Below are 23,623 nucleotides of genomic sequence, written 5' to 3'. Positions count from 1 at the left end.
ATGGGACGCGTGGCAGCCATCGGAGAGCAGACCCGGGTGGCGGGCCTGGCCCTGGCCGGTGTGACCGTCCTGGTCGCCGAGGAGCCGGAGGCCGTACACCGGGCATGGCGGGGCCTGCCGCAGGACGTCGCTCTGGTGATCGTCACCCCGGCCGCCGCCGACACCCTGGGCCCGGCGCTACTGGACAGCGCCCGGCCGCTCACGGCGGTGATGCCGGCATGAGGTCCCCGGCCCCAGATCACCTGCCCGCCGCCCTCGAACCGGTGCGGGACCGGCTGCTGCGCTCGGCCCGGGCCGACGCCGAGGAACTGCTGGCCCGCGCGGACCGGGAAGCCGAGGCGCTGCTCGACGCGGCCAGGGCCCAGGCAGCGGCGATCCTCGACGACGCCCGCCGCCAGGGCGAGGCCGACGCGGCCCAGGGGCGCACCGCGGAACTGACCCGGGTCCGCCGAACCATCCGCGCCCGCGAACTCGGCGTGCGCAGGCATGCCTACGAGGAGCTGCGCCGCCGTACCACCGAACGCGTCCGCGACCTGCGGCACACCGCGGACTACCCGGCGATGCGCGACCGGCTTCACCAACGGGCCAAGCGGCTCCTCGGAGCGGACGCCGAGGTCGTCGAGCACCCCGGCGGAGGATTCGTGGCCGAGGCACCGGGCTGCCGTGCCGACTGCACCCTGGACGCCTTCGCCGTCCGTGCGCTGGACCGGCTCGGGGCGGAGGCGGAGTCGTTGTGGGCACCGTGAGGAGCGCGCCCGAGGCAGCCGCCTCGGCCGGCCGACGGGAGCGGCCTTGCCGCATCCTGCGCATCGCCGGCCCGCTGGTCGAAATGGAGTACGCAGACGGCACGGCCATGTACGACCTGGTCTCCCTGGGCGACGCGGGCCTGCCCGGCGAGGTGGTGGCGATCAAAGGGGGCGTGGTCACGGTCCAGGCCTACGAGTACACCGGCGGCCTTGCCCCCGGGCACAGCGCCCGGCCCCTGGGCATACCGCTGTCCGCCCGGCTCGGCCCCGGCCTGCTGGGCGGAGTGTTCGACGGCCTGCTGCGTCCGCTGTCGGGCAGCGGCGAATGGCTCGTCCCCGGCGCGGGCACGACCGGGGGCGGCAACCGCTCGTGGCGGTTCACACCCGTGGTGACGGCCGGGGAGCGGGTGTCCGAAGGCCAGGTCCTCGGCGAGGTCGGGGGAACCGGACCGGTGCCCGTGCGGATCCTCGTACCGTCCGGCGCCGCAAGGACCGTGGAGCGGATCGCCCCTGAGGCGGAGCACCCCGAGAACGCGGTGCTGGCCGTCGTCGGCGGCACCGAGGTCCGGATGACCGCTTCCTGGCCCATCCGGCGCCCCCGCCCGGTCCGCGAGCGCCTCGCCGCAGGGCAGCCGCTGAACACCGGGCAGCGCGCGATCGACCTGCTCTTCCCCGTGGCAAGGGGCAGCACGGTAGCCGTACCCGGCGGTTTCGGCACGGGCAAGACGATGCTGCTGCAGCAGATCGCCAAGTGGTGCGATGCCGAGGTGATCGTCTACATCGGCTGCGGAGAGCGCGGCAACGAGATGGCCGATGTCATCACCGAACTGGCCGCGCTCGAAGATCCCCGAACCGGAGGCCGGCTCGCCGACCGCACGGTGACGATCGCCAACACCTCCAACATGCCGATGATGGCCCGTGAGGCGAGCATCTACACCGGGACCACGGTCGCGGAGTACTTCCGTGACATGGGGTTCGACGTCGTGGTCATCGCCGACTCGACCTCCCGGTGGGCCGAGGCGCTGCGCGAGTTCGCCTCCCGTACCGGTGCGCTGCCGGCGGAGGAGGGCTATCCGGCGGGCCTGGCCTCGGCGATCGCCGCCTTCTACGAACGTGCCGGCGCGGTGACCACGCTCGGCGGTGAGCAGGGCTCGGTCACCGTCATCGGCGCGGTCTCGCCGCCCGGTGGCGACATGACGGAGCCGGTCACCGCTCACACCGAACGGTTTGTGCGGTGCGTGTGGACCCTGGACCGCGACCTTGCATACGCCCGGCACTACCCGGCTGTCTCCTGGGCGGGCTCCTTCTCCCGCGACGCGGACACCCTCGCCTCGGCCCACGCGGACGCCGGCGACCCCGGCTGGGCCGCCCGGCGCGCACGGACGGCCGGGCTGCTGGCCGAGGCGGACCGGCTGGCCGACCTCGTCGACCTGATCGGCATCACCGCGCTCCCCGCCCAGGAGCGGATCAGCGTGCTCGGCGGCCGGCTGATCCGCGAGGGGGTCCTCCAGCAGAGCGCGCTGTCGGTCCAGGACGCCTATTGCGGTGCGCACAAGGCCACGGCCCTGGTCGAGGCCTTCGTCGCGGTCGTGGACCGGTGCCGGGAGCTCGTCGAGGCCGGTGTCCCCGCCTCGGTGGTCGAGGAGGTGGACTTCGGACCGTTGCTGCGCGCTCGCGAGGACGTCGGCCCGGACGATGCCGCGGGCGTCGCGGCCCGGCGGGACGCCATGTTCGCCTCGCTCGCCGGGCTGCGGGAGGCGACGTGACCGGCTGGGGCGAGATCGAGTACACAGCGATCCGCGAACTGCGCGGTCCGCTCGCCGTCGTGGCGGGGGTGGCAGGCGTCGGCTGGGACGAGTTCGTCCGGATCACTCTCGACTCCGGCGAGGAGCGGCACGGACTCGTGCTGGAGGTGGATCGCGGGCTCGCCGTCGTCCAGGTCCTGGAGGACACCGCCGGCATGGATCCGGCACGGGTCCGGATGGCCTTCGCCGGGCAGCCGCTGCGCATCCCGGTCGGCTCCGGGTGGCTGGGGCGGGCCTGCAACGGCCGCGGCGAACCGATCGACGGCGGGCCGCCCGTTCTTGGGTCCGACACCGCGGCGGTCGCCGGGAACCCGATCAACCCGGTGCGCAGGGAACCGCCCGCAGAGCCGGTGCTCACAGGCGTCGGCGTCATGGACGCGCTCACCACGCTCGTACGCGGCCAGAAGCTGCCGGTGTTCTCCATCGCGGGGCTGCCGCACCTGGAACTCGCCGTCCAGATCGCCGCCCAGTCCACGGCGGGCGGCGAGGCGTTCAGCGTCGTCTTCGCCGGTATGGGACTCACCCACGCCGACGCCTCCCTCGTGCGTGACGCCTTGGAGGAGCGGTCCGCCGAGGGAGAGCTGGTGCTGCTGCTCAACACCGCGGACGATCCGGTGATCGAACGCATCCTGACCCCGCGGATCGCGCTCACCGTCGCCGAGCACCTCGCCTTCGAGGACGGCAGGCATGTGCTCGTGGTCATGACCGACATGACCAGCTATGCCGAGGCGCTGCGGGAGGTCTCCGCGGCACGCGGCGAGGTTCCGGCCCGTCGCGCCTACCCCGGCTACCTCTACAGTGACCTCGCCTCCCTTTACGAACGGTGCGGGCGCGTCCGGGGCCGGCCCGGCTCCGTCACCGTGCTCCCGGTGCTCACCATGCCCGCCGGTGACATCACGCATCCGGTGCCGGACCTGACCGGGTACATCACGGAGGGGCAGATCGTGCTGTCCCGTGAGACGCACGCGCTCGGGGTGTACCCGCCGGTGGATGCCCTGTCGTCGCTCTCCCGTCTGATGCGCAAGGGGGCCGGCCCCGGTCGTACCCGGCCCGACCATCTCGACGTCGCCGCCCAGATGCTCGCCGCCCTCGCGCGGGCCCGGCAGGTCCGCGAACTCGCCGACCTGGTCGGGCAGACGGCGCTCAGCCCGGCCGACCGCCGGTACCTGGAATTCGACGAGGCGTTCCTGCGGCGTTTCGTGCACCAGCGCCGTGACGAACTGCGAACGCTCGACGAGACGTTGGAGCAGGCCTGGCAGGTCCTGCTCGACCTGCCCAGAAGTCAACTCGCCATGCTCCCGGCTCAGTTGCTGGACGCCCGCGGCGCGGATCGATCACCCGGGGGGTGAACGCGATGGCCACCCTCCGTACTCCACCCGGACGTGCCGGGCGACTGCGTCTGCGGCGCAGCCTGGCGGTCGCCGTGCGCGGCGCCGGCCTTCTGGAGAGGAAGCTGAGCATCCTCCGTGCCGAGCACCAGCGCCTCGTACAGGCCGAGCAGGACGCTGCCGCCGCCTGGCACGAGCTGCTGAGGGAGGCCGAGACCTGGCTGCTGCGCGGGCTCGTCGTGAGCGGCGAGCACGCCCTGGACCTGGCGGCGGCCGGTCTCGCCTCGGCGGACGTCACCGTCGACTGGACCACGTCGATGGGGGCGCACCACCCGTCAGAGGTCTCCTGCACGGTTCCGACTCGCCCAGCGTCCGCTGCCTCACCAGGCAACACGGCCCTGATCAACGCCGAAGCCGCCTACCGGCGCGCGGTGTCGGCGGCCGCCGACCACGCCTGCAACCGGGCCGCCGCCAGGATCGTCGGCGCGGAGGTGCTCAGCACCCGCCAGCGGGTCCGGGCGCTGCAGCGCCACTGGATCCCGCGCCTGCAGGAGGCCCTCGCTCACGCGGACCTCACTCTGGAGCAGAGCGAGCACGAGGACGCCGTCCGGCGGCGGTGGGCCGCCCGCCTGCTGGATGAGGACGAGTCGCACGGCTGACACACGTTCGCCGTTCGTCCAAGGCACGTCATTGCGCCCGGGCGACGAGGAAGTCGGCGCTGCCGGAGAGCGTGGTGAGCTGCGGGGTGTCCTCGTCGTCGATGCGGATGCCGGTGCGTTCGCTGAGGATCTCGATGAAACCCAGGTAGTCCAGCGAGTCCATTTCGAGGGCGTCGCGGAACGGGTCGTCGGGTCCCAGAGCGGTGAAGTCGGCGTCAGGGACGACGCGGACGATCGACTCCTTGACGATGTCCAGTGCTTCGGTACGGTTCACAGCTCCTCCGGCTTCTGCAGCAGGCGGTCGACCGCTGTGAGGTAGCGGGCTCCGACGGCGCCGTCGGTCGCTCGGTGGTCCGCCGACAGGGTGGCTGTGACGACGGGCCGTACGCCCAGCAGTCCGTCGACGGCGCACGGACGGTCGGTGACCCGTCCGAAGCCGACCAGGGCCACCTGCGGCGGGTAGATGACGCCGAAGACGGTTTCCACACCCTGGTCACCGAGATTGGTGACCGTGATGGTCGGGCCGGACACCTCGGAACCGCGGAGCCTGCCGGTGCGGGCGCGGGCGACCAGGTCTTTCAAGGCGGTCATCAGACGGGGGAGTTCAAGGGTGTCCGCGTCGCGCAGGGCAGGGGCGACAAGCCCGCCGCCGCGCAGGGACACGGCCACGCCGAGGTGCACGCCGTCGCCCGCCGTGAAGCGGTCCTCGGTCCAGATGCCGTTGAGCTCGGGGACCTCGCGGGCTGCGAGGGCCGCGGCCTTGAGGAGCAGGGCGGCGGGAAGCAGCCGCTCGCCGACGGGGCTGCGCCGGTTGTGTTCGCGCAGCCAGTCCATGGCGGTGGCCATGTCGACGGTGGTGGACAGGTAGTAGTGCGGGATGTCGCGATTGGCGCGGGCCATGAGTCCGGCGATCGCCTGGCGCATCGTGGACGCCCGGTCTTCGGAGGGGCGCGCAGCGGCGGCGACGTGGCGCGGGGGTGCGGCCGTGGTCGTCGGTCCCGGGGCTGCCCTGCGCACGTCGTCGGCGCGGACGGCGCCGTCCTTGCCGGTCCCCGCCACCGCGGCCAGGTCGACGTCCAGTTCTGCGGCGAGCCGTCGGGCGAATGGGCTGACCCGCAGGCGCGATGGCGGAGCGGCGGCCCCGGTGGCTGCGACTGCCTGCTCGACGTCGGTTCGGGTGATGCGGCCTCCGGGCCCGGATCCCTGGAGGGTCTCCAGTTCGATGCCGCTGCGCTCCGCGAGGTGGCGGAGCAGGGGGCCCGCCTCGATGTGCCGGAGGCCGTGCACATCGGACGGCACCGTAACGCGTGCGGATTCGGGCTGGGCAGGGTGCGCCGCGTGTTTCGGCGCTGGGCCGGCCGGTCGTTTCTCTTCGGCTTTCTCGGCCTTGCGACGCTTCTCGCGTCCCTTGGGTTCTTCTGCGGTTGGCTCGATCAGTGCGAGCGCAGTACCGACCGGCACCGTCGTACCCGGCGCGACGAGCAGCTTTCCCATCGTCCCGGTCTCGAAGCACTCCACCTCGATCGTGGACTTCGCGGTCTCGACGACCGCGACCGGATCGCCCTTGTGGACCAGGTCACCGGGCCCCACCAGCCATTCCTGGAGAGTGCCCTCGTCCATGTCGGCGCCCAGGGACGGCATGGTGAACTCGGCCATGGTCAGTCCACCGCCCGGTGTGCCGCCGAAACGATGTCGGCGCTCTGCGGCAGGGCGGCCTCCTCAAGCCGCCGGGCGTACGGGATGGGAACCTCCGCACTGCACACCCGCTCCACGGGGGCATCCAGTTCGTAGAACGACTGCTCGGCGATGCGGGCGGAGATCTCGGCGGCAAGGCTTCCGGTGCGCCAGGCCTCGTCCACGATGACGACGCGGTGTGTACGAGCGACGGAGGCGGCGATCGTCGCGTCGTCGAGGGGCCGGAGTGTGCGCAGGTCGATCACCTCGGCACTGATGCCCTCGGCGGCCAGTTCGTCGGCCGCGGTGAGGGCTTTGGGCAGCGAGCCGCCGTAGGTGATCAGGGAGATGTCGGTGCCCGGCCTGCGGATCGCGGCATGGTCCAGGTCCACCGGGGCGGCGGGCGGGGCGAGTTCGCCGACGGCGTTGTAGAGGCTGCCGTGTTCGAAGATCAGCACGGGGTCTGGGTCGGCCAGTGCCGGGGCGAGCATGTGGCGGGCGTCCTCGATGGTGGCCGGTGCGAGGACGCGGATGCCGGGGATGTGCGCGTACCAGCCCTCCAGGCTGTGGGAGTGCTGGGCGGCGAGCTGCCGTCCCGCGCCCGTTGTCATGCGGATCACCAGCGGTACGGGCAGCTGGCCGCCCGACATGTGCAGCAGGGTGGCGGCGTTGTTGAGGATCTGGTCGAGGGCGAGCAGGCTGAAGTTGACGGTCATGATCTCGACGATCGGCCGCATCCCGGCCAGGGCCGCGCCGATGCCCGCACCCACGAACGCGGACTCCGACAACGGGGTGTCGCGGACCCGGTCCGGTCCGAACTCCTCCAGCAGGCCGAGGCTGACGCCGAAGCATCCGCCATAGCGGCCCACGTCCTCACCCATGAGAAAGACGCGCTCGTCGGCGCGCAGGGCCTCCCGCAGAGCCTCACGCATCGCCTCCCGGTAGGTCGTCTTCGCCTCCTCCGGGTGCCCGCCGCTGCCCATGGTCAGCTCACCTCCGCAGACGTGCTGGTGACATGGCGGAGCAGGTCTTCGACCGGCTCTTCCGGCGCCTGCTCGGCCGCTTCGACGGCGCGGTCGACCTCGTCGGTGACCCGGCCCTCGATCCCGGCGAGGTCCTTGTCGCCCAGTTCGCCGTCCTCGCGCATGCGCTCGATGAGCCGGTTGATCGGGTCCCGGGCCTTCCACTGCTCTATCTCCGCCTTGCCACGGTAGCGGTCCGGGTCGTACATGGAGTGGGCGCGGAAGCGGTAGGTGCGCAGCTCCAGGAAGTGCGGTCCGGTGCCGGCCCGGATGCCCTCGGCGGCCCGGCGGGCGGCCTGCTCGACGGCTTCGACGTCCATGCCGTCCACGGCCCAGGCGGGCATGCCGTAGGAGGCGGCGCGCATGGCCAGGTCGGTCTGCGCGTGCTCCCGCGCGAGGGCGGTGCCCATGGCGTAGAGGTTGTTCTCGCAGGCCAGCAGCAGCGGCAGGTTCCACAGGGCAGCGAGGTTCGCCGTCTCGTGGAACTCGCCCTCGGCGAAGGCTCCGTCGCCGAAGAAGCAGCAGGTGACGCGGTGTTGCCCGCGCATGCGGTCGGCGAGGGCGAGACCCGCGGCCAGGGGGAGCCCGCCGGCGACGATCGCGCTGCCGCCGTAGAAACGGCGGCTCGCGTCGAACAGGTGCATGGATCCGCCGCGGCCCCCGCTGCAGCCGGTCGTCCTGCCGTACATCTCGGCCATGACGGCCTCGGCGGGGATACCGCGGGCGAGTGCGTGGCCGTGTTCGCGGTAGGTTGCGACCACCGCGTCCTCGGGGCTGAGCGCCTCGTTGACGCCGACGGCGACGGCCTCCTCGCCGATGTAGAGGTGGACGAAGCCGCGGATCCGTGCCGCGCTGTAGAGCTCGACGCATCGCTCCTCGAAGCGCCGAATGCGCAGCATGGCCTCCAGGAGATCCACGCTGTGCGCGGTGGCGGGCCGACCGGCGAGGGCCCATGTCTTCTCGGCCTGCTTGCTCGTCGCGGCCTTCTTCGCCGCCTTCGGGGCCGCCGAGCCCTTCCGGGTGCGGGTGTCGCGGGCGGGGCTCATCCGGATCCCTCCAGGGTCGACAAGTCGCCTGTGGGCAGGCCGAGTTCACGTGCACGCAGGAGGCGGCGCATGACCTTGCCACTGCGGGTCTTGGGCAGGTTCTGGTCGAAGGCGATCTCCCGGGGTGCGACGGCCGGGCCCAGCCGACGGCGAGCGAAGGCCAGCAGCTCCCGCTCCAGATCCGGGCTCGCCTCGATGCCGGGTCGCAGCGACACGAACGCTTTGACTACGTTCCCGGCGACCGGGTCCGGCCGGCCGATCACTCCGGCCTCCGCGACCGCCGGGTGTTCCATCAGCGCGCTCTCCACCTCGAACGGGCCGATCAGATGCCCCGCCGACTTGATGACGTCGTCGGCGCGCCCCACGAACCAGTACCAGCCGTCCGCATCCCTCCTGACCAGGTCGCCCGTCAGGTACCAGCCGTCGGTGAACGACGCGTCGTAACGCTCCTTGTCGTGCAGATAGCCGCGGAACATGGACGGCCAGCCCGGCCGCAGCGCCAACTCGCCCGCCACGTCGGGACGGTCCACCTCCGTCACCCTGCCGTCGGTGACCATCGCCCGGCCGTCCTCGCCCTGCTTCAGCACGGCCGCCTCGACACCGGGCAGCGGCCGCCCCATCGAGCCGGGCCTGATGTCGCAGGCCGCGAAGTTCGCGATCATGATGCAGCCCGTCTCGGTCTGCCACCAGTTGTCGTGCACCGGCAGGCCGAGCACGTCCTTCCCCCACACCACGGCCTCGGGGTTGAGGGGCTCGCCGACCGAGGCGATGAAGCGCAGAGCCGACAGGTCGTACGAGCGTGGCAGGTCGTACGGACCCTCGCGGGGCGTGGACCGCATCAGCATGCGCAGAGCCGTGGGCGCGGTGTACCAGACGCTGACCCGCTGCTCGCCGAGGATCCGGTACCAGCGCCGGGCGTCGTAGTCACCCTCGTCGACGACGACGGTCACGCCATGGACGAGCGGGGCGATGACGCCGTACGACATTCCGGTGACCCAGCCGGGGTCGGCGGTGCACCAGTACACGTCCTCGGGATGCAGATCCAGGGCGTAGTCGGCCGTGGCGTAGTGGGCGACGACCGCTTCGTGGACGTGGATCGCGCCCTTGGGGGTCCCGGTGGTCCCGCTGGTGAAGTGCAGCAGAGCCATGTCCTCCGGCGAGGTCGGCGGGATGCGGAAGCTGTCCGAGGCTGCGGACATCAACGCGTCGAAGGAGACCGTTCCGGGCAGTTCCTCGGCACCGGGCCCCACGATGAGGACGTGGTCGAGACCGGCAAGCGACGCCCGCCGGTCGGCGACCTTGCGCCGGTACAGAGCCGCGGTCGTCACCAGCACGCGCGCGTCGCCGAGCCGCAGCCGCTGCTCCACCGGGTCCGGGCCGAACGCGGAGAACAACGGGCACAACACGCCGGTGTTCTTCAGCGTGCCCAGAACCACCGTGTAGAGCTCGGGACAGCGGCCGAGCAGGGTGAACACCCGGTCCCCATGGCCGACGCCGAGCGACCGCAGGGCGTTCGCGAAGCGGGACGTACGTCGGGCCAGCTCGGCGTACGTGACAGTGGAGACGGCGTTGTCACGAGCGATGCACCGCAGCGCGACCTTGTCCCCGTGATCCGGGCCCGCATGCCGGTCGACCGCCTCGTGCGCGATGTTCAGCCCACCGTCGGGCAGCCCGGCCAGCGCGGTGCGCGCCTGCGACCAGGAGAAGTCGGAACTGGCCTGGTCGTAGTCGGTGAGATTCGGTGTGACGCCCGGTGTGATGTCCTTGGGGATCGTCTCCCAGTGCATGGGGGCTCCTCCCGACGCCTGCCTCTGTCTCCAGAGTCACCGAGCCTGGCCCGCGCCGCACCGCGGTCGACGCAATCGGGGAGCCGGGGCCGCCCGCCCCTCGCGGACCCGGATTGCGCGGTGCGCGGGGGATTCGCTCCGCTTCGCCGCGTCCGATGGGTTGCCCTCGGCTCACTTCCATGGCACCACTGCCCACCAGCGAGCATCAGGGCCGAACGGTCCAGGCCCAGGGGCCGGCAGGCCTCGTGTGCGGATCGGTAGCGCAGATGGTGGTGGTGTCGACACGGCGGATCGCGTCGGTCGGGTCCTGGATCGCCGGATCCGTGGAAATGTCCCCGGAGGCTTGTTCGGGGCCGTGGTGGACAAGTGCCACGTCATCGGTCCGTTCTGTTCCGTCGGCTTCGTGAGAACGGAGCGGAGTTCAGGGTCACGCCCATCCAGCTGGCCCAGCCGATCGGCTGCAACAACCAGTAGCTGATGATCCGGTAGAGAAGGGTGGCGGCGATCGCCTGACCGGGTTGCAGGCCGTACGCGACGAGCAGAGCGGACAGGCTCGCCTCCACGACGCCCAGGTTCCCAGGGGTCAGGTGCAGGCTGCCGGTGACCTGTGTGAGTGCGTACGACAACAGGAGCCCGTGCCAGGGCACGCCGATGCCCAGCGCCCACAGGCATGCGGCCAGGCATGCGGCGTCGAAGCCCCAGTTGAGGACGGCGTAGGCGAACGGCCGCAGCCACGGCCGGAATCCGGGCTCCACCGTGCGCGCCTGATCGACCAGGCGGGCCAGTGCCTCCTCTGCCTGCCGGATCCTCCTGGACCGTTCTGCCGCCCCCGTCCAGGTGCGCCGCACCACGCGGCGGAAGCCCACGACGCGGGACAGGCCGAGAACCACCAGACCGGTCCCGAGGCACAGCACCAGCACGCCGACCACCGGGCGCACGACGGCACCCGGGCCGCCCGAGCCGGCCGCGAGCGCACCGACCACAAGGAGGGCGAACAGGCTGAGCGCCGACAGGACACCGGATACGACCAGCACGGCGCCGGCGAGCACCTGTTCCACACCCCGACGGCACAGCTGCCGGAAGGTCCAGGCGGCCGCGAACGCGACCCCGCCCGGCAGCGCGCCCGCCACGGCGTTGGCGCCCGTGGCGATGGCCGTCATACGCCCCATGCTCCAGATCACCCCGCCCGCCCGCAGGAGCCGGCACTGCACGGCGGCGAAACACGCGACGGACATCGCCTCGCACCCCACGGCGATCGCCAGCTGGGGCAGGCGGACCCGCGCGACGAGGTGGTATGCCTCCACCAGTTCGTGCCGCCGGGTCAGGGCGACCACGACCGCGGCGGCCACGAGCACGGCGGCACCCAGCCACCTTGCCCAGCCCGGCCTCGCAAGGGGGCCTGTCTCCCCCCCGCCGTTCACGGCCTCGGTCCCCGGTCGTGGCGCAGCCCATCCCCCTCAAGGACCTGCGCCGCCCACCCGGACGTGGAACTGCGCCACGAGGTGGTGCGCGGCCACCCGGTGCAGGCTCTGACGCAAGCGGCCGCGCATGCGGTGGGCCTCATCGTGGGTACCCGGAGCCGCGGCGGCTTCCCCCGCCCTGGAAACGGACAGCAGCGTTCAAGGTGAGGCCCGTGGCGCATCCGGAGGCCGCAGCTCCTTGTGGTCGTTCGGCTCATTCATGGGGGACGACGGCCACCGGGCAGCGCGCGTGGTGGATGGCCGCCTGCGTCACGGGGCCCAGACGTGGCAGCGGGGGACGGTGCCTGCGCCGGCCGACCACCAACAGCCCGGCGCCCTGGGCGGCCTGCACGACGGCCCTGGAGGCGCCCTCGAAGCCGAGGCTGTCCGTCACCGTCACGCCTGGGAACTTCTCGCGCCAGGGGCGGAGGGCAGGGCTCAGGCGCTTCTGCGTGTCCTGCGTGATCGCTTCGATGACGTTGTGGTCCACACCCCACGGGACGTACGCGAAGAGCGGCACGTTTGCGCCATGGACGGCCTGAAGGGGAACACCCCGCTCCGCCGCGGTGCGAAACGCGAACTCAAGCAGTTCGTCGCTTGGACCGTGCAGCTTCAGCGCCACCACCACGCCGCCCGCCGCACCAGAAGCCGGCGACGGCGCCTGTTGGCGCGCTTCGGCCCGCACCAGGACCACCGGCTGTTCGGCCCGTGCCACGACGGACATGCTGATGTCGCCCAGGAAATAGCTCTCGACGAGAGCCAGCCCCCGTGAGCCGACCACGAGCATCTGGGACTCCGACGCCGCCTGAAGCAGCGCCCTGTCGGCGTCGTCGGCGACCAGGTTGCCGACGATGGTGAGGCCAGGGTGGCGCGCCTGGAGCTCTTCCCGCGCTTTCTGCACGATCTGCTTGGCCCAGTAGTTCTGATCGATCTCTGCGGGGACGCGGGTCGGTTCCGGCGCGAGCTGGGGCCACGCATGGAGCAGGCGCAGCACGAGCTTGCCCCGCTCGGCCGCGTCGGCGGCCCAGTGAGCGGCGGCGAGGCTCTCGGCTGAGCCGTCGAGGCCCACGGTGATGACTGGCTCCATGGCGGCTGCCTCCGTCTCGTACGAAGCTGGAATGACGGTGAGCGTGTCCGTGCCGGTGCGCTGGGCATGGCGCTTCTCATCCGAGGACTACCCCACATCTCTCTGTGGCGCATGTCGTCCCTGCCGGGAAGCGCGCACCCGCCGTTCGGCTGTCGAGCGAGGTGTTGCATGACGACGCGGCCTCCGCTCCTCTCGGCAGAGGACGCAACGCCTTCGCGCTGGTACTCGGGTCCAGGGGGCTCGCAGATCGCGCAGGTTGCTTCTGGGCTCGGTGAGCCTGGCTGTGGCCGCTCGCGCGGACTGTCCGGTGGTCGTGGTGCGCGGCGGGGTGGAGTACCGGGGCGCTCGGTTCGGGAGTGTCGTCGTCGGCGTCGAGGACGGGGAGGGCAGTGGCACAGCGGCGCGGTTCGCCTTCCGCGAGGCCCACCTGCGGCGCTGTCGGATATGACTGGCGACAGGCCGGGTGGCCGCTCGTCCGGGACCTTCGGCCCCATGACCAGGATCTGCCGCCGCCCGATCATGGGGGAGACGCACCAGCAGCAGCTGGAGGCCAGACCATGAGTGCACAAGATTGGCCGCACGCATCCGGTCCGTGCCCGCCGCACCAGGAGCACCCGTCCAAGGGGACGAATCCGCTGAGGCGTCCGTCCGACCGGATCGAAAACTGGTTCTTCCGCTTCCTGATGCTTGTGCTTGTCATCGGCCTCCCGGTGGCCTCGGTGCGCGCCGGACTGACGGCATATCAGTCTCAGGTGCGCGCCGTTCATGCCCAGACAGCGGAACGACACCAGGTCAGCGCCCGGCTGACTTCGCAACCCCGAGCCGTACCGAGCAGGTTCGAAGACACGACGCTGTGGGCGCGGGTCCGCTGGACCGAGCGGGACGGCAGACAACGGACGGGTACTGCCAGCGTGCCGGAGGGCCGGACGGCCGGGTCAGCCGTATGGATCTGGGTCGACCGGCAAGGCCGCGTCGAGCCGGCACCGATGTCCCCGGAAGCCGCGACCACCACCGGCTGGCTGGTGGGCGGCACGACGGCCGTCGCGGTGGCGATGGCGGCTTTCGCGGCGCACGCGGGCATGCGTCTGGTGCTGGACCGTAGAAGGTATGCGCAGTGGGACACCGAGTGGGACGTGGTGGAGCCCGTGTGGTCCGCGCGCTTCCGCCGGTGACAGGCCAGGGCCCGCACCGGCGCCAAGGAGGTGGCGCTGACGCCCTGTGTGCGCGGAGAGGTTCGCTGCCGATCCGGCCGAACTCCCGTCCACGGCCCGCCGGATCCGGTCCCGTGCCGCGCAGCGGGTGGTGGCCTGCGAGCGGCTGACGGCACTCGCCGACCGGGGCCGGCGCCGTATCGAGGAAGAGACCCGGTTCTTGGCCGCGGAGCTGCGGTGCTGTGAGCGGACAGCATCCGGATCACACCGGTCCGTAGTGAGATGAGGAGGAATGCGATGCCGCATACCGTGGAGTGGAAGGTTCACCTCTACCTCTTCGAGGACGACGGTACGACGAAGGCACGCGTGGTGCTGGACACCCCGACCACGGCGCTCACCGGCCACGGGTCCGCGCGCTGCAACCCCGTGGACACGGATGTGCCGGAGATCGGTGACGAACTGGCAGCGGGCGGGGCCCTGCACGACCTCGGCCGGCCGCCGGCGGAGGCCGCCGGGCGTGACATCGACGGCATGGGCGCACTCGCGACCGGGTCAGGTACCCGCCCGGCGTCGGGATGGTCCAGGTGAACGACCGTGGCGCAGCGACCGCATCCCGCGGATGCCCGGCGGGGCGGGCGCTGCCGCACCGCAAGCAAGGAGGACGACCGATGACACTTCCCGTCCGACGCAGCAGGGGCGCTTTCCCGGCGTGGGACCCCTTCCGCGAACTGGAGGATCTGCACACCCGGATGGACCGGCTCATGCAGTCCGCCTTCCCCGGTTCCGGTGAGTTCGGCGCGGCCGAGGCGTGGGCGCCCCTGGCCGATGTCGAGGACACCGAGGACGCCTACCTGGTGGAGCTGGAGCTTCCCGGCGTGAGCAAGGACCAGATCACCCTGGAGGTCACGGCCTCCGAACTCGATGTCCACGGTGAGATCAAGGAGAAGGAACGCACCGGGGTGGTCCGGCGGCACACCCGCCACATCGGGCAGTTCGACTACCGCACGAGTCTGCCGCCGGATTCCGACACCGAGCACATCAGTGCGGAGCTGGCCAACGGAGTCCTCACGGTGCGCGTCCCGAAGGCGGAGCAGGCCAAGCCGCACCGCATCGAGATCGCCGGCTGAGCCGAGCGTTCCCGGCTTCTCTCCCCGAAGGGCCGGCGGTTCCGCCGTCGGCCCTCGCCCCGCCCCGGTCCTGCGATGTCTCACGTGCCGGTGGGTGAACTCCGTGAGTCGTCGGTCCGGTACGCGATGTGCTCGGCGACCGACACCACGCCGTCGACGCTGCGGCACAGCCGCTCGATGACGGGGATGAGGCTCTTGACCTCGACGGACCCACCGAGGGTCACCTGCCCCTCGCGCACCTCGACCGTCACCTCCGAGGGGAGAAGCCGAAGCGTTTGTTGCAGCACGTCCACGGTGATCTCGTCACGGATGGCGTCGTCACGGCGCAGGAAGATCCGCAACAGGTCACCGCGGCTGACGATGCCCTGGAGCCGGTCCGTCTCGTCCACCACGGGCAGCCGTTTGACGTTCTGGACCGCCATGAGACGGGCCGCCTCGACCACCGTCCACTCCGGGCGGGCGCACACGGCGGGAGCCGACATCAGCTCCTCGGCCCTCGCGCCCTCGGCCTTGGCCCGCTCCCACGCCTCCAGATGGGGGATAGGTGTTCGGCCGGACGGGTCCGCCTGGGCGGAGGACTTGCGCAGTAGGTCGGCCTCGGACACCACACCCATCGGGCGGTCCAGTTCGTCGACCACGGGCACGGCGGTGACGTCGTGATCCGCCAGCAGCTTCACGATCTCCTTGAACGGCATGTCCCGCGGGGCCCGGACGACGTTCCGGGTCATGAGCTCACCGACCGTACGGTGGTGCATCTCGCCTCTCCGTTCCGGGTGGCGACACCCAGGGGCGGTCACGTGTCAAGCGTGTCAGGAGCCGGCCCGGAAGCAGGATCTGTCAGCCCGTGCGGCGGCACATCGCGCGTGGCACGTCGGGTACAGCACCATTTTGAGGAAGCGGTGGCGATCATGCGAGCTCAACTCGGCGATCACCTCGTTGTCGGGCCCGACGCGCATGTCCGTCACGTCGAGCACCGGCCGGGCAATACGGGTGAGCAGGCGGATGCCGGGTCCGGCGGAACCTGGCCGGGCAGTGCGCCCGATTCCGGTGTCATCGGGCGACGCGTTGCTGCGGAACGCAAGCGGCAGGGACTGAGCCGGGGAGAGGCGGCCCGCCGCGCCCCGATGGCGCCGGACTGCCTGGCGTACCTCGAAGAACGGCCGGCCGACCCGAGCCTGGCGAGTCTCATCAGGCCGGCCCGGCCGACGCGCTCGGCACGAGCGTCGCAGCCCTGCGCGGGGGCGGTATCGATCTGCCGCCCGGTCAGAGACAGGCGCTCCTGCACCCTCAGCTGCGGGACCTCGGCCCCGGCGAATGCCGTGCCCGGCTTTCCGCGCACGGTGTCGGGCGCGTCGCCGTGTCGACGCCCGACGGCCCGGCGGTCGTCCCGGTGAACTGCGAGGTCGTCGACGACGCGATCGTCGTCCGGCCCGCACCGGCTCGGCCCCTGAGACAGCCGTGGGATCGGAAGTCGCCTTCGAGGCCGACCATGTGGACGAGGCCATGAGCCAGGGCCGGAGCGTGCTCGTCGTCGGCCCCGCGCGGGTTGTCATGGACCCCGACGAGGTGCGACGGCCGGCCGATCACGCCCACACCACGCCGTGGGCGGGCGACCGGCGCGAGAGGTGGGTGTCGATCCGGCCCACCCGCCTCAGGGGGCGCCGCATCAGTCCGGCCGGTCAGTGAGCGGACCACGGACTACTGTCGCCCGGCGCGCGTTGCACGGCCGAGATCACGGGACTGCAAGAGCGGGCCCCGCCCAAGCCCCAAGGGCGGGCTCGCAGACTCGCAAAGGGAGGGTCCGGGACCAGCACTTTCTCCAGAGCATGTGACAGCCCTGGTCCACGACGCCGCCGCCGCGCCGTCGATGCACAACGCGCAGCCGTGGTGCTTTCGCTGCTTCCAGAGCAGCCACACCTTCCACGTACGCGCCGATTTCGACCGCGTCATGCCGCACGCCGACCCCGACACCCGCGCCCTCCACATCGGTTGCGGCGCCGCCCTGCTCAACCTGCAGGTCGCCGCGGTCCATGGGGGCTGGTACCCGGCCACCCGGCTGCTGCCCGCGCCCGCCGATCCGGCATTGCCGGCGACCGCGCAGCTGACCGGTCTCGGCAGTGGCGACAGCGACCTCGCCGCGCTGTATCCGGCGATTCACGAGCGGCACAGCAGCCGTTTCCCGTTCGAGGAGACAGAGATACCCGAGGCCGTGCGGACGGCGCTGTGTGATGCCGCCGACCGTCAGGGAGCCGCACTGTCTTTCGCCACCGCATGGCATCTGCAGACGGTCCTGGAACTGGTCGAGGAAGCCGAGGCACGCAATCCGACCGACCGGGGCAGCGACGAGGACCCGGCCGCCTGGACCCGGATCGGTACGGCGGGGTGAACACGGCCCAGGATGGCGTTCCGGAGTACGCCTTCGGGCCGCGCTAGCTCGACGGCAGGGCCCCGATGCGCGACTTTGCCGGTCATAGGCCAGTGGAGGGCCGCCGCGCGACCGCGTTCGAACGCTCCCCTCACCTGGCCCTGCTCAGCACGGCCCGCGACCGGCCCGAGGACCGGCTGCGCGCAGGCCAGGCCATGGAGCGTGTCCTGCTGCCGGCCACGCGCGAAGGTCTGTCCAGCTCGTTCGTCACCCAGGCCCTGGAGTGGCCGGACCTGCGCCGGCCGTTGCGGGAACCGATATCGGGCACCGGTCACGTGCAGATGGTGCTTCGTCTGGGCTACGGTCCCAAAGGCCCCAGCACACCTCGCCGTCCGGTGCAGGAGATACTTGACATCCAGCCCTGACGGGAGTTGTCCGAACGGCTCACTCGGCCGGGGTGGCGGACTCGCCGGTGAGATCCGGCTCGACGTCCACGACGCCTTCCACGGCACGGACGAGGCGCACGGCCACCGAGATGAGCGAGGAGTCGCGGATGTGTCCGCGGAGGGTGACCACTCCCTCGTGCACGTTCACGTGGATACCGTGGCTGGCCGCCGGGAAGAGGTAGGACACCACCGTGCGGCGGACCTCCTCCTCGATGTCCTCGTCCGGCCGCAGGAAGACTTTCAGCAGATCCGCGCGGCTGACGATGCCCTGCAGCATGTCCAGGTCGTCGACCACGGGCAGCCGCTTGATGTGCTTGACGGCCATGATCCTGGCCGCCTGCGCCAGTGTGGTGTCGGGGTGGACCGTGACGGCGGGGGTGCTCATGAGCTGCCCCGCCGTCACCGCACCCGCCTTGGCGAGGTCGGACAGGCGCCGGCGCTGCTCGAAGAGGGTCGAGGCGGCCTCGCGGAACTCCTCCTTGGGCAGCAGATCGGCTTCGGAGACGACGCCGATGACGCGCCCTTCGCCCTCCAGGACCGGCATGGCACTGACCTTCCACTGCTGCATGGTCTGGACGATCTCCTTGAAGGGCGCGTCGCGTCCCACGGCCACGACCGTCGGGGTCATCACGTCGCTCACGTTGTGCGGGGTCTCGGACATGCCGGACCTCCTCCTCTCGCCCCGTCAGGGCACTTCACCCGCGCCGTGGGGTGCGTACGGGTCGAGCAGTCGTATCCGGGCGGACCTGAGCCGGGCTGCTCGCCTCGGCCCCCGGATGCCAGTGCTCGCCCGCCACGAACGAGACCTCACGCGCGAGCGACATGAGCTGATCACGACGGTCCTTGGGCAGGGAACCGAAAACACTGGTCCTCGCCATCACAGCGGCCTCCTTTCGCCGCGGCCTCGAACGTGACCATGCCGACGACGCGGGTGGCGGAACCCGTTGCTCTGTTCCAGCCGGCCGTACGACTCCACGATGGCCGCAAACCAGCGCGGCGCCAACCCGGACCGGGACCCCCGCCGAGAGCCGATCCGCATGTCGCGGTGGACCCGGGACGGTGCGACGGTGGTGGCGGGGGTTGCCGCAGTGGCCTGGAAGGAAGAGGCGGTGGTGACGATGGAGCTCCCGCTGGTCGTGGGTGTCGACGGATCGGATTCCAGCCTGCAGGCGGTGGACTGGGCCGTGGACGAGGCGGCGCGGCACGGGCTGTCCTTGCGGCTCGTCCACGCATCCCGGTGGGAGCGGTACGAAGGAGGCCGCCCGTCCTTCGGCACCGATCGTCCGGCCGAAGAGGTCATGGCGGAGCACATCGTCGCGTCCTGCGCGGAACGCGCCCGGCTTCGCAACCCGGAGGTCAAGGTGTCGACCGACGTGCTGCCCGACGACGCCGTCTCCGCGCTCTTGCACGCGGGTCATGAGGCCTTCGCCCTGGTCACCGGCTCCCGCGGCCGAGGCGGGCTCGCCGGGATGCTGCTGGGCTCGGTCAGCCTCGCAGTGGCCGCCCGCGCCGTGTGCCCGGTGATCGTGGTCCGCGGCGGGGAGCAGAAACGGCAGGGCTCCCTCGGCCGGGTCGTGGTCGGCGTCGGCGACTCCGACGAGGGCTCGGCAGCCGTACGGTTCGCCGTTCGGGAGGCCGAGGTACGCGGCTGCACGCTCGCTGCCGTACAGGCCTGGCGTGTCCCCGCCCACGAGCACGTGGACCATCCCCTGATCGCGGACGACGCCGCCCAGGCCCACGAGGAACGGGCCGCGACCCGCCTCACCGAGGCGCTGCGCGAGGCCGTACGGGATCACCCCGAGGTCGAGGTGCAGCGCCGGGCGGTCGAGGGCCCCGCCCACAAGGTCCTCCCGGAGGCATCGGCCGATGCCGACCTCATGGTCGTCGGCGCTCTGCGGCGACACGGCCACTTCGGGCTGCAGCTCGGCAGGGTCGCCCACGCCCTGCTCCATCACTCCGACTGCCCGGTCGCCGTCGTCCCCCAGCGGGCCTGACGACGCATGCAGGAGTGGACCTGGGAGTACGAGGGTTACGACCCCGCTGCCGAGCGGTTGCGCGAATCGTTGTGCACCCTCGGCAACGGCTACTTCGCCACTCGCGGCGCGGTGCCCGAGAGCAGGGCGGGCCTCATCCACTACCCGGGCACCTACGCGGCCGGGGTCTACAACCGCCTGGAGTCGACCGTGGCCGGGCGTCGGGTGGTGAACGAGGACCTGGTGAACCTCCCCAACTGGCTGCTCCTGCGGTTCCGTCTGCGTTCCGCCGACGGATCGGCGGGCCCGTGGTTCTCGCCCGACAGGCGGCAACTCCTCGGCCACCGGCACGCCCTGGATCTGCGCCGTGCCACGCTGACGCGCACGTTCCGCTACCGGGACGACGCGGCGGGCATGCTGAGCGTGAAGCAGATCCGCCTGGTGCACATGGCCGATCCTCACCTGGCCGCGTTGCGGACTGTCTTCACCGTCGAGGAGTGGTCGGGAGAGATCGAGGTCGAGTCCGCCCTCGACGGCGACGTGACCAACAGCAATGTGCACCGTTACCGGTCCCTCAACTGGCACCACCTCGCCCATGTACAGACCGGTGCCGCGGGGACCGACACGGCCTGGCTGCGCTGCCGCACCAGCACCTCCGACATCGGCATCGGCATGGCGGCCCGCACAGTCGTCACCGGGCAGCCGCCCACGTCGTCGGAGCTCCGTCCGTCCCGCCACCGTGCCGTGCACCGGCTGGTGATACCGATCGCTCCGGGGCGGCCCGTCGTCGTGGACAAGACCGCGGCCCTGCACACCTCCCGTGACCGGGCGATCAGCGACCCGCTCGGAGCGGCGGTCGACCGGGTGACCGCGGCCCCGGCCTTCCCGGCGCTCCTGGACTCCCACACCGCCGCATGGGCGCGGTTGTGGCGGCGCGCGGGCGTCCAAGTGCCCGGAGAGGCGGGCCGCGCCCTGCGCCTGCACCTGTTCCATGTGCTGCAGACGCTGTCGCCGCACACCGCGGAACTGGATGTGGGAGTGCCGGCCCGCGGGCTGCACGGGGAGGCGTACCGGGGCCATGTCTTCTGGGACGAGCTGTTCGTGCTGCCGTATCTGAACCTGCACTTCCCGGAGGTGTCGCGGGCGCTGCTGGACTACCGTCACCGGCGCCTCCCGCAGGCCTGCCGCGCGGCCGGTGAGGCGGGCAGGTCCGGGGCGATGTACCCGTGGCAGAGCGGCAGCGACGGGCGCGAGGAGACCCAGCAGCTGCATCTCAACCCCCGTTCGGGCCGCTGGCTGCCGGACAACTCCCGGCTCCAGCACCACGTCGGCTCGGCCATCGCCTACAACGTGTGGCAGTACTGCGAAGCGACCGGCGACACCGAGTACCTGCACACCAAGGGCGCGGAGATGCTGCTGCAGATCGCCCGCTTCTGGGCGGACACGGCGGAATCCGCCCCGGAGCCGGGCCGCTACCGCATCCGCGGGGTGGTCGGCCCCGACGAGTACCACGACAGCTACCCGGACGCCGGCCGGCCGGGCCTCGACGACAACGCGTACACCAACGTCACCGCCGCCTGGGTCCTCAGCCGCGCCCTGGACCTCGTGCGGCGCCTCCCGGCCTGGCGCAGGCAGGAACTGTTCGAGCGCATCGGGCTGGACGGCGGTGAACTCCCGAAGTGGGAGGACGTCTCCCGGCGGTTGCGGGTGCCGTTCCACCAGGGTGTCATCAGCCAGTTCGACGGCTACGGCGACCTCGCCGAACTGGACTGGGACGCCTACCGCGCACGCTACGACAGCATCCGGCGGCTGGACCGCATCCTGGAGGCCGAGGGGGACACGGTCAACCGCTATCAAGCCTCCAAACAGGCCGATGTCCTGATGCTCGGTTATCTCTTCTCGCCCGCCGAGTTGCAGCAGTTGTTCCGCCGTCTCGGGTATGACGTGGACGACGAGATGTGGCGCAGGACCGTCGACTACTACCTGCAGCGCACCAGCCACGGCTCCACCCTCAGCGGTCTCGTACACGGCTGGGTCCTCGCCCGGGCCAGACGGGCCGAGGCATGGAGGTACTGCCAGGAAGCCCTGGAAGAGGACGTCGCCGACCTCCAGGGCGGCACGACCGGCGAAGGCATCCACCTCGGCGCCATGGCCGGGACCCTCGACCTGGTGCAGCGCGGCCTGACCGGTCTGGAGACCCGAGAGGACGCTCTCTGGCTGGACCCGGTACCCCTTCCGGCGCTGTCGGAGTACGGGTTCTCGCTGCGCTACCGCGGCCACTGGGGTGTGAGCGCACGGCTGCGGAGCGGACAGCTGCGGATCAGTGTGCCCGAATCGGAGGAATCGCCGATCCGCGTGGTGCTGAGCGACCGCGCTGTCACCGTCGCGCCCGGAGAAACCTGCACGCTCCTGCTGCCGAGTGGTTGATCCGAGGTAGGTGGTCCGGCGCGGTCAGAGCGCGCTCCCGCTGAGGTGATCGACAACCTCGACCACGTCCTCGATCTCCCCGATCGACTCAAGCAACTTCGGAATGAGATCCACGTCCAGCCGTCCCGCAACGGTCACCACGCCGTTCTCCACCTCGACCCGGAAGGCGGCCGGGTCGAGGAGGAGATCCTTCCTGAGGATCCGGCCCTCGATCTCCTCCTTGATCTCGGCATCATTGCGGACCAGGGACCGCAACAGGTCGAGCCGGCTCACGACGCCCACCAGCCGGCCCAGGTGGTCGACGACGGGCAGCCGCTTGAGGCGGGAGCGTGCGGCCGTCCAGGCGGCATCACTGACAGGGTCTCCGGGATGCACGCTGATCGCCGGGTACGTCATGAGCGTGGCGGCTGTCTCGCCGCGGCTCTTCTCGTAGAGGCGGTGCTCGCGCAACCTGGCCAGCGGGCCGGGCCGGTGCGCAGAGGACATCACGGCAGCCTTGGCCAGCAGGTCGGACTCGGAGACCACTCCGATCACGTGATCCTCGGCATCGACGACGGGTACGGCACTCAGATGTTCGCGAGACAGTGTGTGGGCGACCTCCAGGAACGGTGTGTCCCCTCGGACGGAGACAGCGGGCACGTTCATGACCTCGCGCACGCGCGGTGCCGACGGCGGCCGGGGTGTCGCAGCCTCACGCTCCGTGCCCGGCGCTGTGCGCTCGATACCCCGCGCTGTGCCTTCCTCGGGGGCGGGTTCTCGTGCCGCGGCAGCGGCGACGGCACCCAGATATCGCCGTAGCAGGTCCTGCCGGTGCTCTTCCTCCGGTGTCCAGGTGCGCCGCGGAACGGCCAGACGGGACTCCTTGCCGACGGCCTGATGTTCGAAGTCGCTCACGGCAACCTCCTGACGAGCTCGGCCCGCCACCTACCCGGCCGGTGTCGCACCGATCCGATCAGCAGGCTGCCTCAGCATGCGTACGGCATGCGGAGAACCGACACTGGCCGTAAGGAGTACCGGGGCGGTCCGGCTCCAAGGGGCCTCCCCGCGCAGATCGCGAGGCGCGAAGGAGACGGGCCATGACCACGGCACGGGAGATCATGCACACCGGCGCCACCTGCGTGCAGGAGAGCGAAACGCTGGCGGACGCGGCACGTCGGATGAGCGAGCTCGACGTCGGAGCTCTTCCGGTCTGCGGGCCGGACGACCGGCTCCACGGGATCATCACCGACCGGGACATCGTGGTGAAGTGTCTCGCCAAGGGCAAGGACCCGAAGACCATGACCGCGGGCCATCTGGCGCAGGGCACGCCGGTCACGATCGACGCCGAGGCCGACACGGACCAGGTCCTCCAGACCATGGAGGAGCACAGGATCCGTCGGCTGCCGGTCATCGACAACCACCGCCTGATCGGCATGATCAGCGAGGCGGACCTCGCGCGTCGCCTGCCGGAGGAACAGGTGGGCCACTTCGTCGAGGTGGTCTGCGCGACCCGCTGACCACTCGGGCCCGCCCTTGGCCGG

The 23,623-nt window shown here is 71.4% G+C and carries 23 protein-coding genes and 2 pseudogenes; 15 read left to right on the top strand and 10 right to left on the bottom strand.

Annotated features, from left to right (window positions below):
* From O1G22_RS04815 to O1G22_RS04795, 5 genes are read left to right on the top strand one after another with little or no spacing between them, the layout of a single operon-like run.
* Positions 1–222, top strand: coding sequence for a V-type ATP synthase subunit F (locus O1G22_RS04815; protein WP_270080134.1), 222 nt, complete (start codon positions 1–3; stop codon positions 220–222).
* Positions 219–746 (top strand): V-type ATP synthase subunit E, encoded by a 528-nt coding sequence (locus O1G22_RS04810; protein ID WP_270080133.1) that lies wholly within the window; start codon positions 219–221, stop codon positions 744–746. Before O1G22_RS04815 ends, O1G22_RS04810 begins: the two co-directional genes overlap by 4 nt.
* A complete protein-coding gene (locus O1G22_RS04805) occupies positions 734–2,512 on the top strand; it encodes a V-type ATP synthase subunit A (protein ID WP_428986326.1) in 1,779 nt (592 codons plus the stop codon). The genes O1G22_RS04810 and O1G22_RS04805 overlap by 13 nt, the downstream gene beginning before the upstream one ends.
* Positions 2,509–3,900, top strand: coding sequence for a V-type ATP synthase subunit B (locus O1G22_RS04800; protein WP_270080132.1), 1,392 nt, complete (start codon positions 2,509–2,511; stop codon positions 3,898–3,900). The genes O1G22_RS04805 and O1G22_RS04800 overlap by 4 nt, the downstream gene beginning before the upstream one ends.
* A 5-nt stretch (positions 3,901–3,905) precedes the next feature.
* Positions 3,906–4,538, top strand: coding sequence for a V-type ATP synthase subunit D (locus tag O1G22_RS04795; RefSeq protein ID WP_270080131.1), 633 nt, complete (start codon positions 3,906–3,908; stop codon positions 4,536–4,538).
* Positions 4,539–4,566: 28 nt separating this feature from the next.
* Here the strand turns inward: O1G22_RS04795 and O1G22_RS04790 are convergent, their stop codons facing one another.
* The 7 genes from O1G22_RS04790 to O1G22_RS04755 all read right to left on the bottom strand — a co-directional run bounded on the left by O1G22_RS04790 (position 4,567) and on the right by O1G22_RS04755 (position 12,614).
* Positions 4,567–4,812 carry an acyl carrier protein gene (locus O1G22_RS04790; protein ID WP_270080130.1) on the bottom strand — a complete coding sequence of 82 codons (246 nt, stop codon included), beginning with the start codon at positions 4,810–4,812 and terminating at the stop codon, positions 4,567–4,569.
* Positions 4,809–6,194, bottom strand: coding sequence for a dihydrolipoamide acetyltransferase family protein (locus O1G22_RS04785; RefSeq protein ID WP_270080129.1), 1,386 nt, complete (start codon positions 6,192–6,194; stop codon positions 4,809–4,811). The genes O1G22_RS04790 and O1G22_RS04785 overlap by 4 nt, the downstream gene beginning before the upstream one ends.
* A 2-nt stretch (positions 6,195–6,196) precedes the next feature.
* Positions 6,197–7,195 carry an alpha-ketoacid dehydrogenase subunit beta gene (locus tag O1G22_RS04780; protein ID WP_270080128.1) on the bottom strand — a complete coding sequence of 333 codons (999 nt, stop codon included), beginning with the start codon at positions 7,193–7,195 and terminating at the stop codon, positions 6,197–6,199.
* A 2-nt stretch (positions 7,196–7,197) separates the two neighbouring features.
* A complete protein-coding gene (gene pdhA, locus O1G22_RS04775) occupies positions 7,198–8,280 on the bottom strand; it encodes a pyruvate dehydrogenase (acetyl-transferring) E1 component subunit alpha (RefSeq protein ID WP_270080127.1) in 1,083 nt (360 codons plus the stop codon).
* A complete protein-coding gene (gene acsA, locus O1G22_RS04770) occupies positions 8,277–10,067 on the bottom strand; it encodes an acetate--CoA ligase (RefSeq protein ID WP_270080126.1) in 1,791 nt (596 codons plus the stop codon). The genes pdhA and acsA overlap by 4 nt, the downstream gene beginning before the upstream one ends.
* A gap of 374 nt (positions 10,068–10,441) precedes the next feature.
* A complete protein-coding gene (locus tag O1G22_RS04765) occupies positions 10,442–11,422 on the bottom strand; it encodes a lysylphosphatidylglycerol synthase transmembrane domain-containing protein (RefSeq protein WP_270080125.1) in 981 nt (326 codons plus the stop codon).
* A 319-nt stretch (positions 11,423–11,741) separates the two neighbouring features.
* Positions 11,742–12,614 (bottom strand): universal stress protein, encoded by an 873-nt coding sequence (locus O1G22_RS04755; RefSeq protein WP_270080124.1) that lies wholly within the window; start codon positions 12,612–12,614, stop codon positions 11,742–11,744.
* A gap of 128 nt (positions 12,615–12,742) precedes the next feature.
* Here O1G22_RS04755 and O1G22_RS44775 point away from each other — a divergent pair.
* The 4 genes and pseudogenes from O1G22_RS44775 to O1G22_RS04735 form a co-directional block, all read left to right on the top strand.
* A pseudogene (locus O1G22_RS44775) lies at positions 12,743–13,059 on the top strand (universal stress protein); the annotation flags it as partial.
* A 112-nt stretch (positions 13,060–13,171) separates the two neighbouring features.
* Positions 13,172–13,786, top strand: a complete 615-nt coding sequence (locus O1G22_RS44770) for an Rv1733c family protein (RefSeq protein ID WP_270080123.1) — start codon at positions 13,172–13,174, stop codon at positions 13,784–13,786.
* 276 nt (positions 13,787–14,062) lie between these two features.
* Positions 14,063–14,353: a DUF1876 domain-containing protein gene (locus tag O1G22_RS04740; RefSeq protein ID WP_270080122.1), complete on the top strand. Its 291-nt coding sequence runs from the start codon at positions 14,063–14,065 to the stop codon at positions 14,351–14,353.
* An 80-nt stretch (positions 14,354–14,433) separates the two neighbouring features.
* A complete protein-coding gene (locus O1G22_RS04735) occupies positions 14,434–14,892 on the top strand; it encodes an Hsp20/alpha crystallin family protein (protein ID WP_270080121.1) in 459 nt (152 codons plus the stop codon).
* 80 nt (positions 14,893–14,972) lie between these two features.
* Here the strand turns inward: O1G22_RS04735 and O1G22_RS04730 are convergent, their stop codons facing one another.
* Positions 14,973–15,647, bottom strand: coding sequence for a CBS domain-containing protein (locus O1G22_RS04730; protein ID WP_270080120.1), 675 nt, complete (start codon positions 15,645–15,647; stop codon positions 14,973–14,975).
* 153 nt (positions 15,648–15,800) lie between these two features.
* Here O1G22_RS04730 and O1G22_RS04725 point away from each other — a divergent pair.
* From O1G22_RS04725 to O1G22_RS44760, 3 genes and pseudogenes are all read left to right on the top strand, one after another.
* Positions 15,801–16,578 (top strand): annotated as a pseudogene (locus O1G22_RS04725) (helix-turn-helix domain-containing protein).
* A gap of 142 nt (positions 16,579–16,720) precedes the next feature.
* Positions 16,721–17,278, top strand: coding sequence for a hypothetical protein (locus tag O1G22_RS44765; RefSeq protein ID WP_428986325.1), 558 nt, complete (start codon positions 16,721–16,723; stop codon positions 17,276–17,278).
* A gap of 65 nt (positions 17,279–17,343) precedes the next feature.
* The gene (locus O1G22_RS44760) at positions 17,344–17,682 is read left to right on the top strand and encodes a hypothetical protein (RefSeq protein ID WP_428986324.1); all 339 of its coding nucleotides are present in this window, start codon (positions 17,344–17,346) and stop codon (positions 17,680–17,682) included.
* Between the two features lie 19 nt (positions 17,683–17,701).
* Here O1G22_RS44760 and O1G22_RS04715 read toward each other — a convergent pair whose 3' ends face one another.
* Positions 17,702–18,364 (bottom strand): CBS domain-containing protein, encoded by a 663-nt coding sequence (locus O1G22_RS04715; RefSeq protein WP_270080119.1) that lies wholly within the window; start codon positions 18,362–18,364, stop codon positions 17,702–17,704.
* 457 nt (positions 18,365–18,821) lie between these two features.
* On the opposite strand from O1G22_RS04715, the gene O1G22_RS04710 reads away from it, so the two are divergent.
* Together O1G22_RS04710 and O1G22_RS04705 are read left to right on the top strand one after the other, a co-directional pair.
* The gene (locus O1G22_RS04710) at positions 18,822–19,697 is read left to right on the top strand and encodes a universal stress protein (protein WP_270086330.1); all 876 of its coding nucleotides are present in this window, start codon (positions 18,822–18,824) and stop codon (positions 19,695–19,697) included.
* Between the two features lie 6 nt (positions 19,698–19,703).
* Entirely contained in the window at positions 19,704–22,103 is a 2,400-nt protein-coding gene (locus O1G22_RS04705; RefSeq protein ID WP_270080118.1) for a glycoside hydrolase family 65 protein, read from the top strand.
* 24 nt (positions 22,104–22,127) lie between these two features.
* Here the strand turns inward: O1G22_RS04705 and O1G22_RS04700 are convergent, their stop codons facing one another.
* The gene (locus O1G22_RS04700; RefSeq protein WP_270080117.1) at positions 22,128–22,997 is read right to left on the bottom strand and encodes a CBS domain-containing protein; all 870 of its coding nucleotides are present in this window, start codon (positions 22,995–22,997) and stop codon (positions 22,128–22,130) included.
* Between the two features lie 182 nt (positions 22,998–23,179).
* Here O1G22_RS04700 and O1G22_RS04695 point away from each other — a divergent pair, with 182 nt between their 5' ends.
* Positions 23,180–23,599, top strand: a complete 420-nt coding sequence (locus O1G22_RS04695; RefSeq protein WP_270080116.1) for a CBS domain-containing protein — start codon at positions 23,180–23,182, stop codon at positions 23,597–23,599.
* Positions 23,600–23,623: the final 24 nt, after the last annotated feature.

The organism is Streptomyces camelliae, assembly GCF_027625935.1.
Classification (GTDB): domain Bacteria; phylum Actinomycetota; class Actinomycetes; order Streptomycetales; family Streptomycetaceae; genus Streptomyces; species Streptomyces camelliae.
Note: the sequence above shows the minus strand (reverse complement) of the source record. Positions and strands in the feature narration are given on the sequence as shown.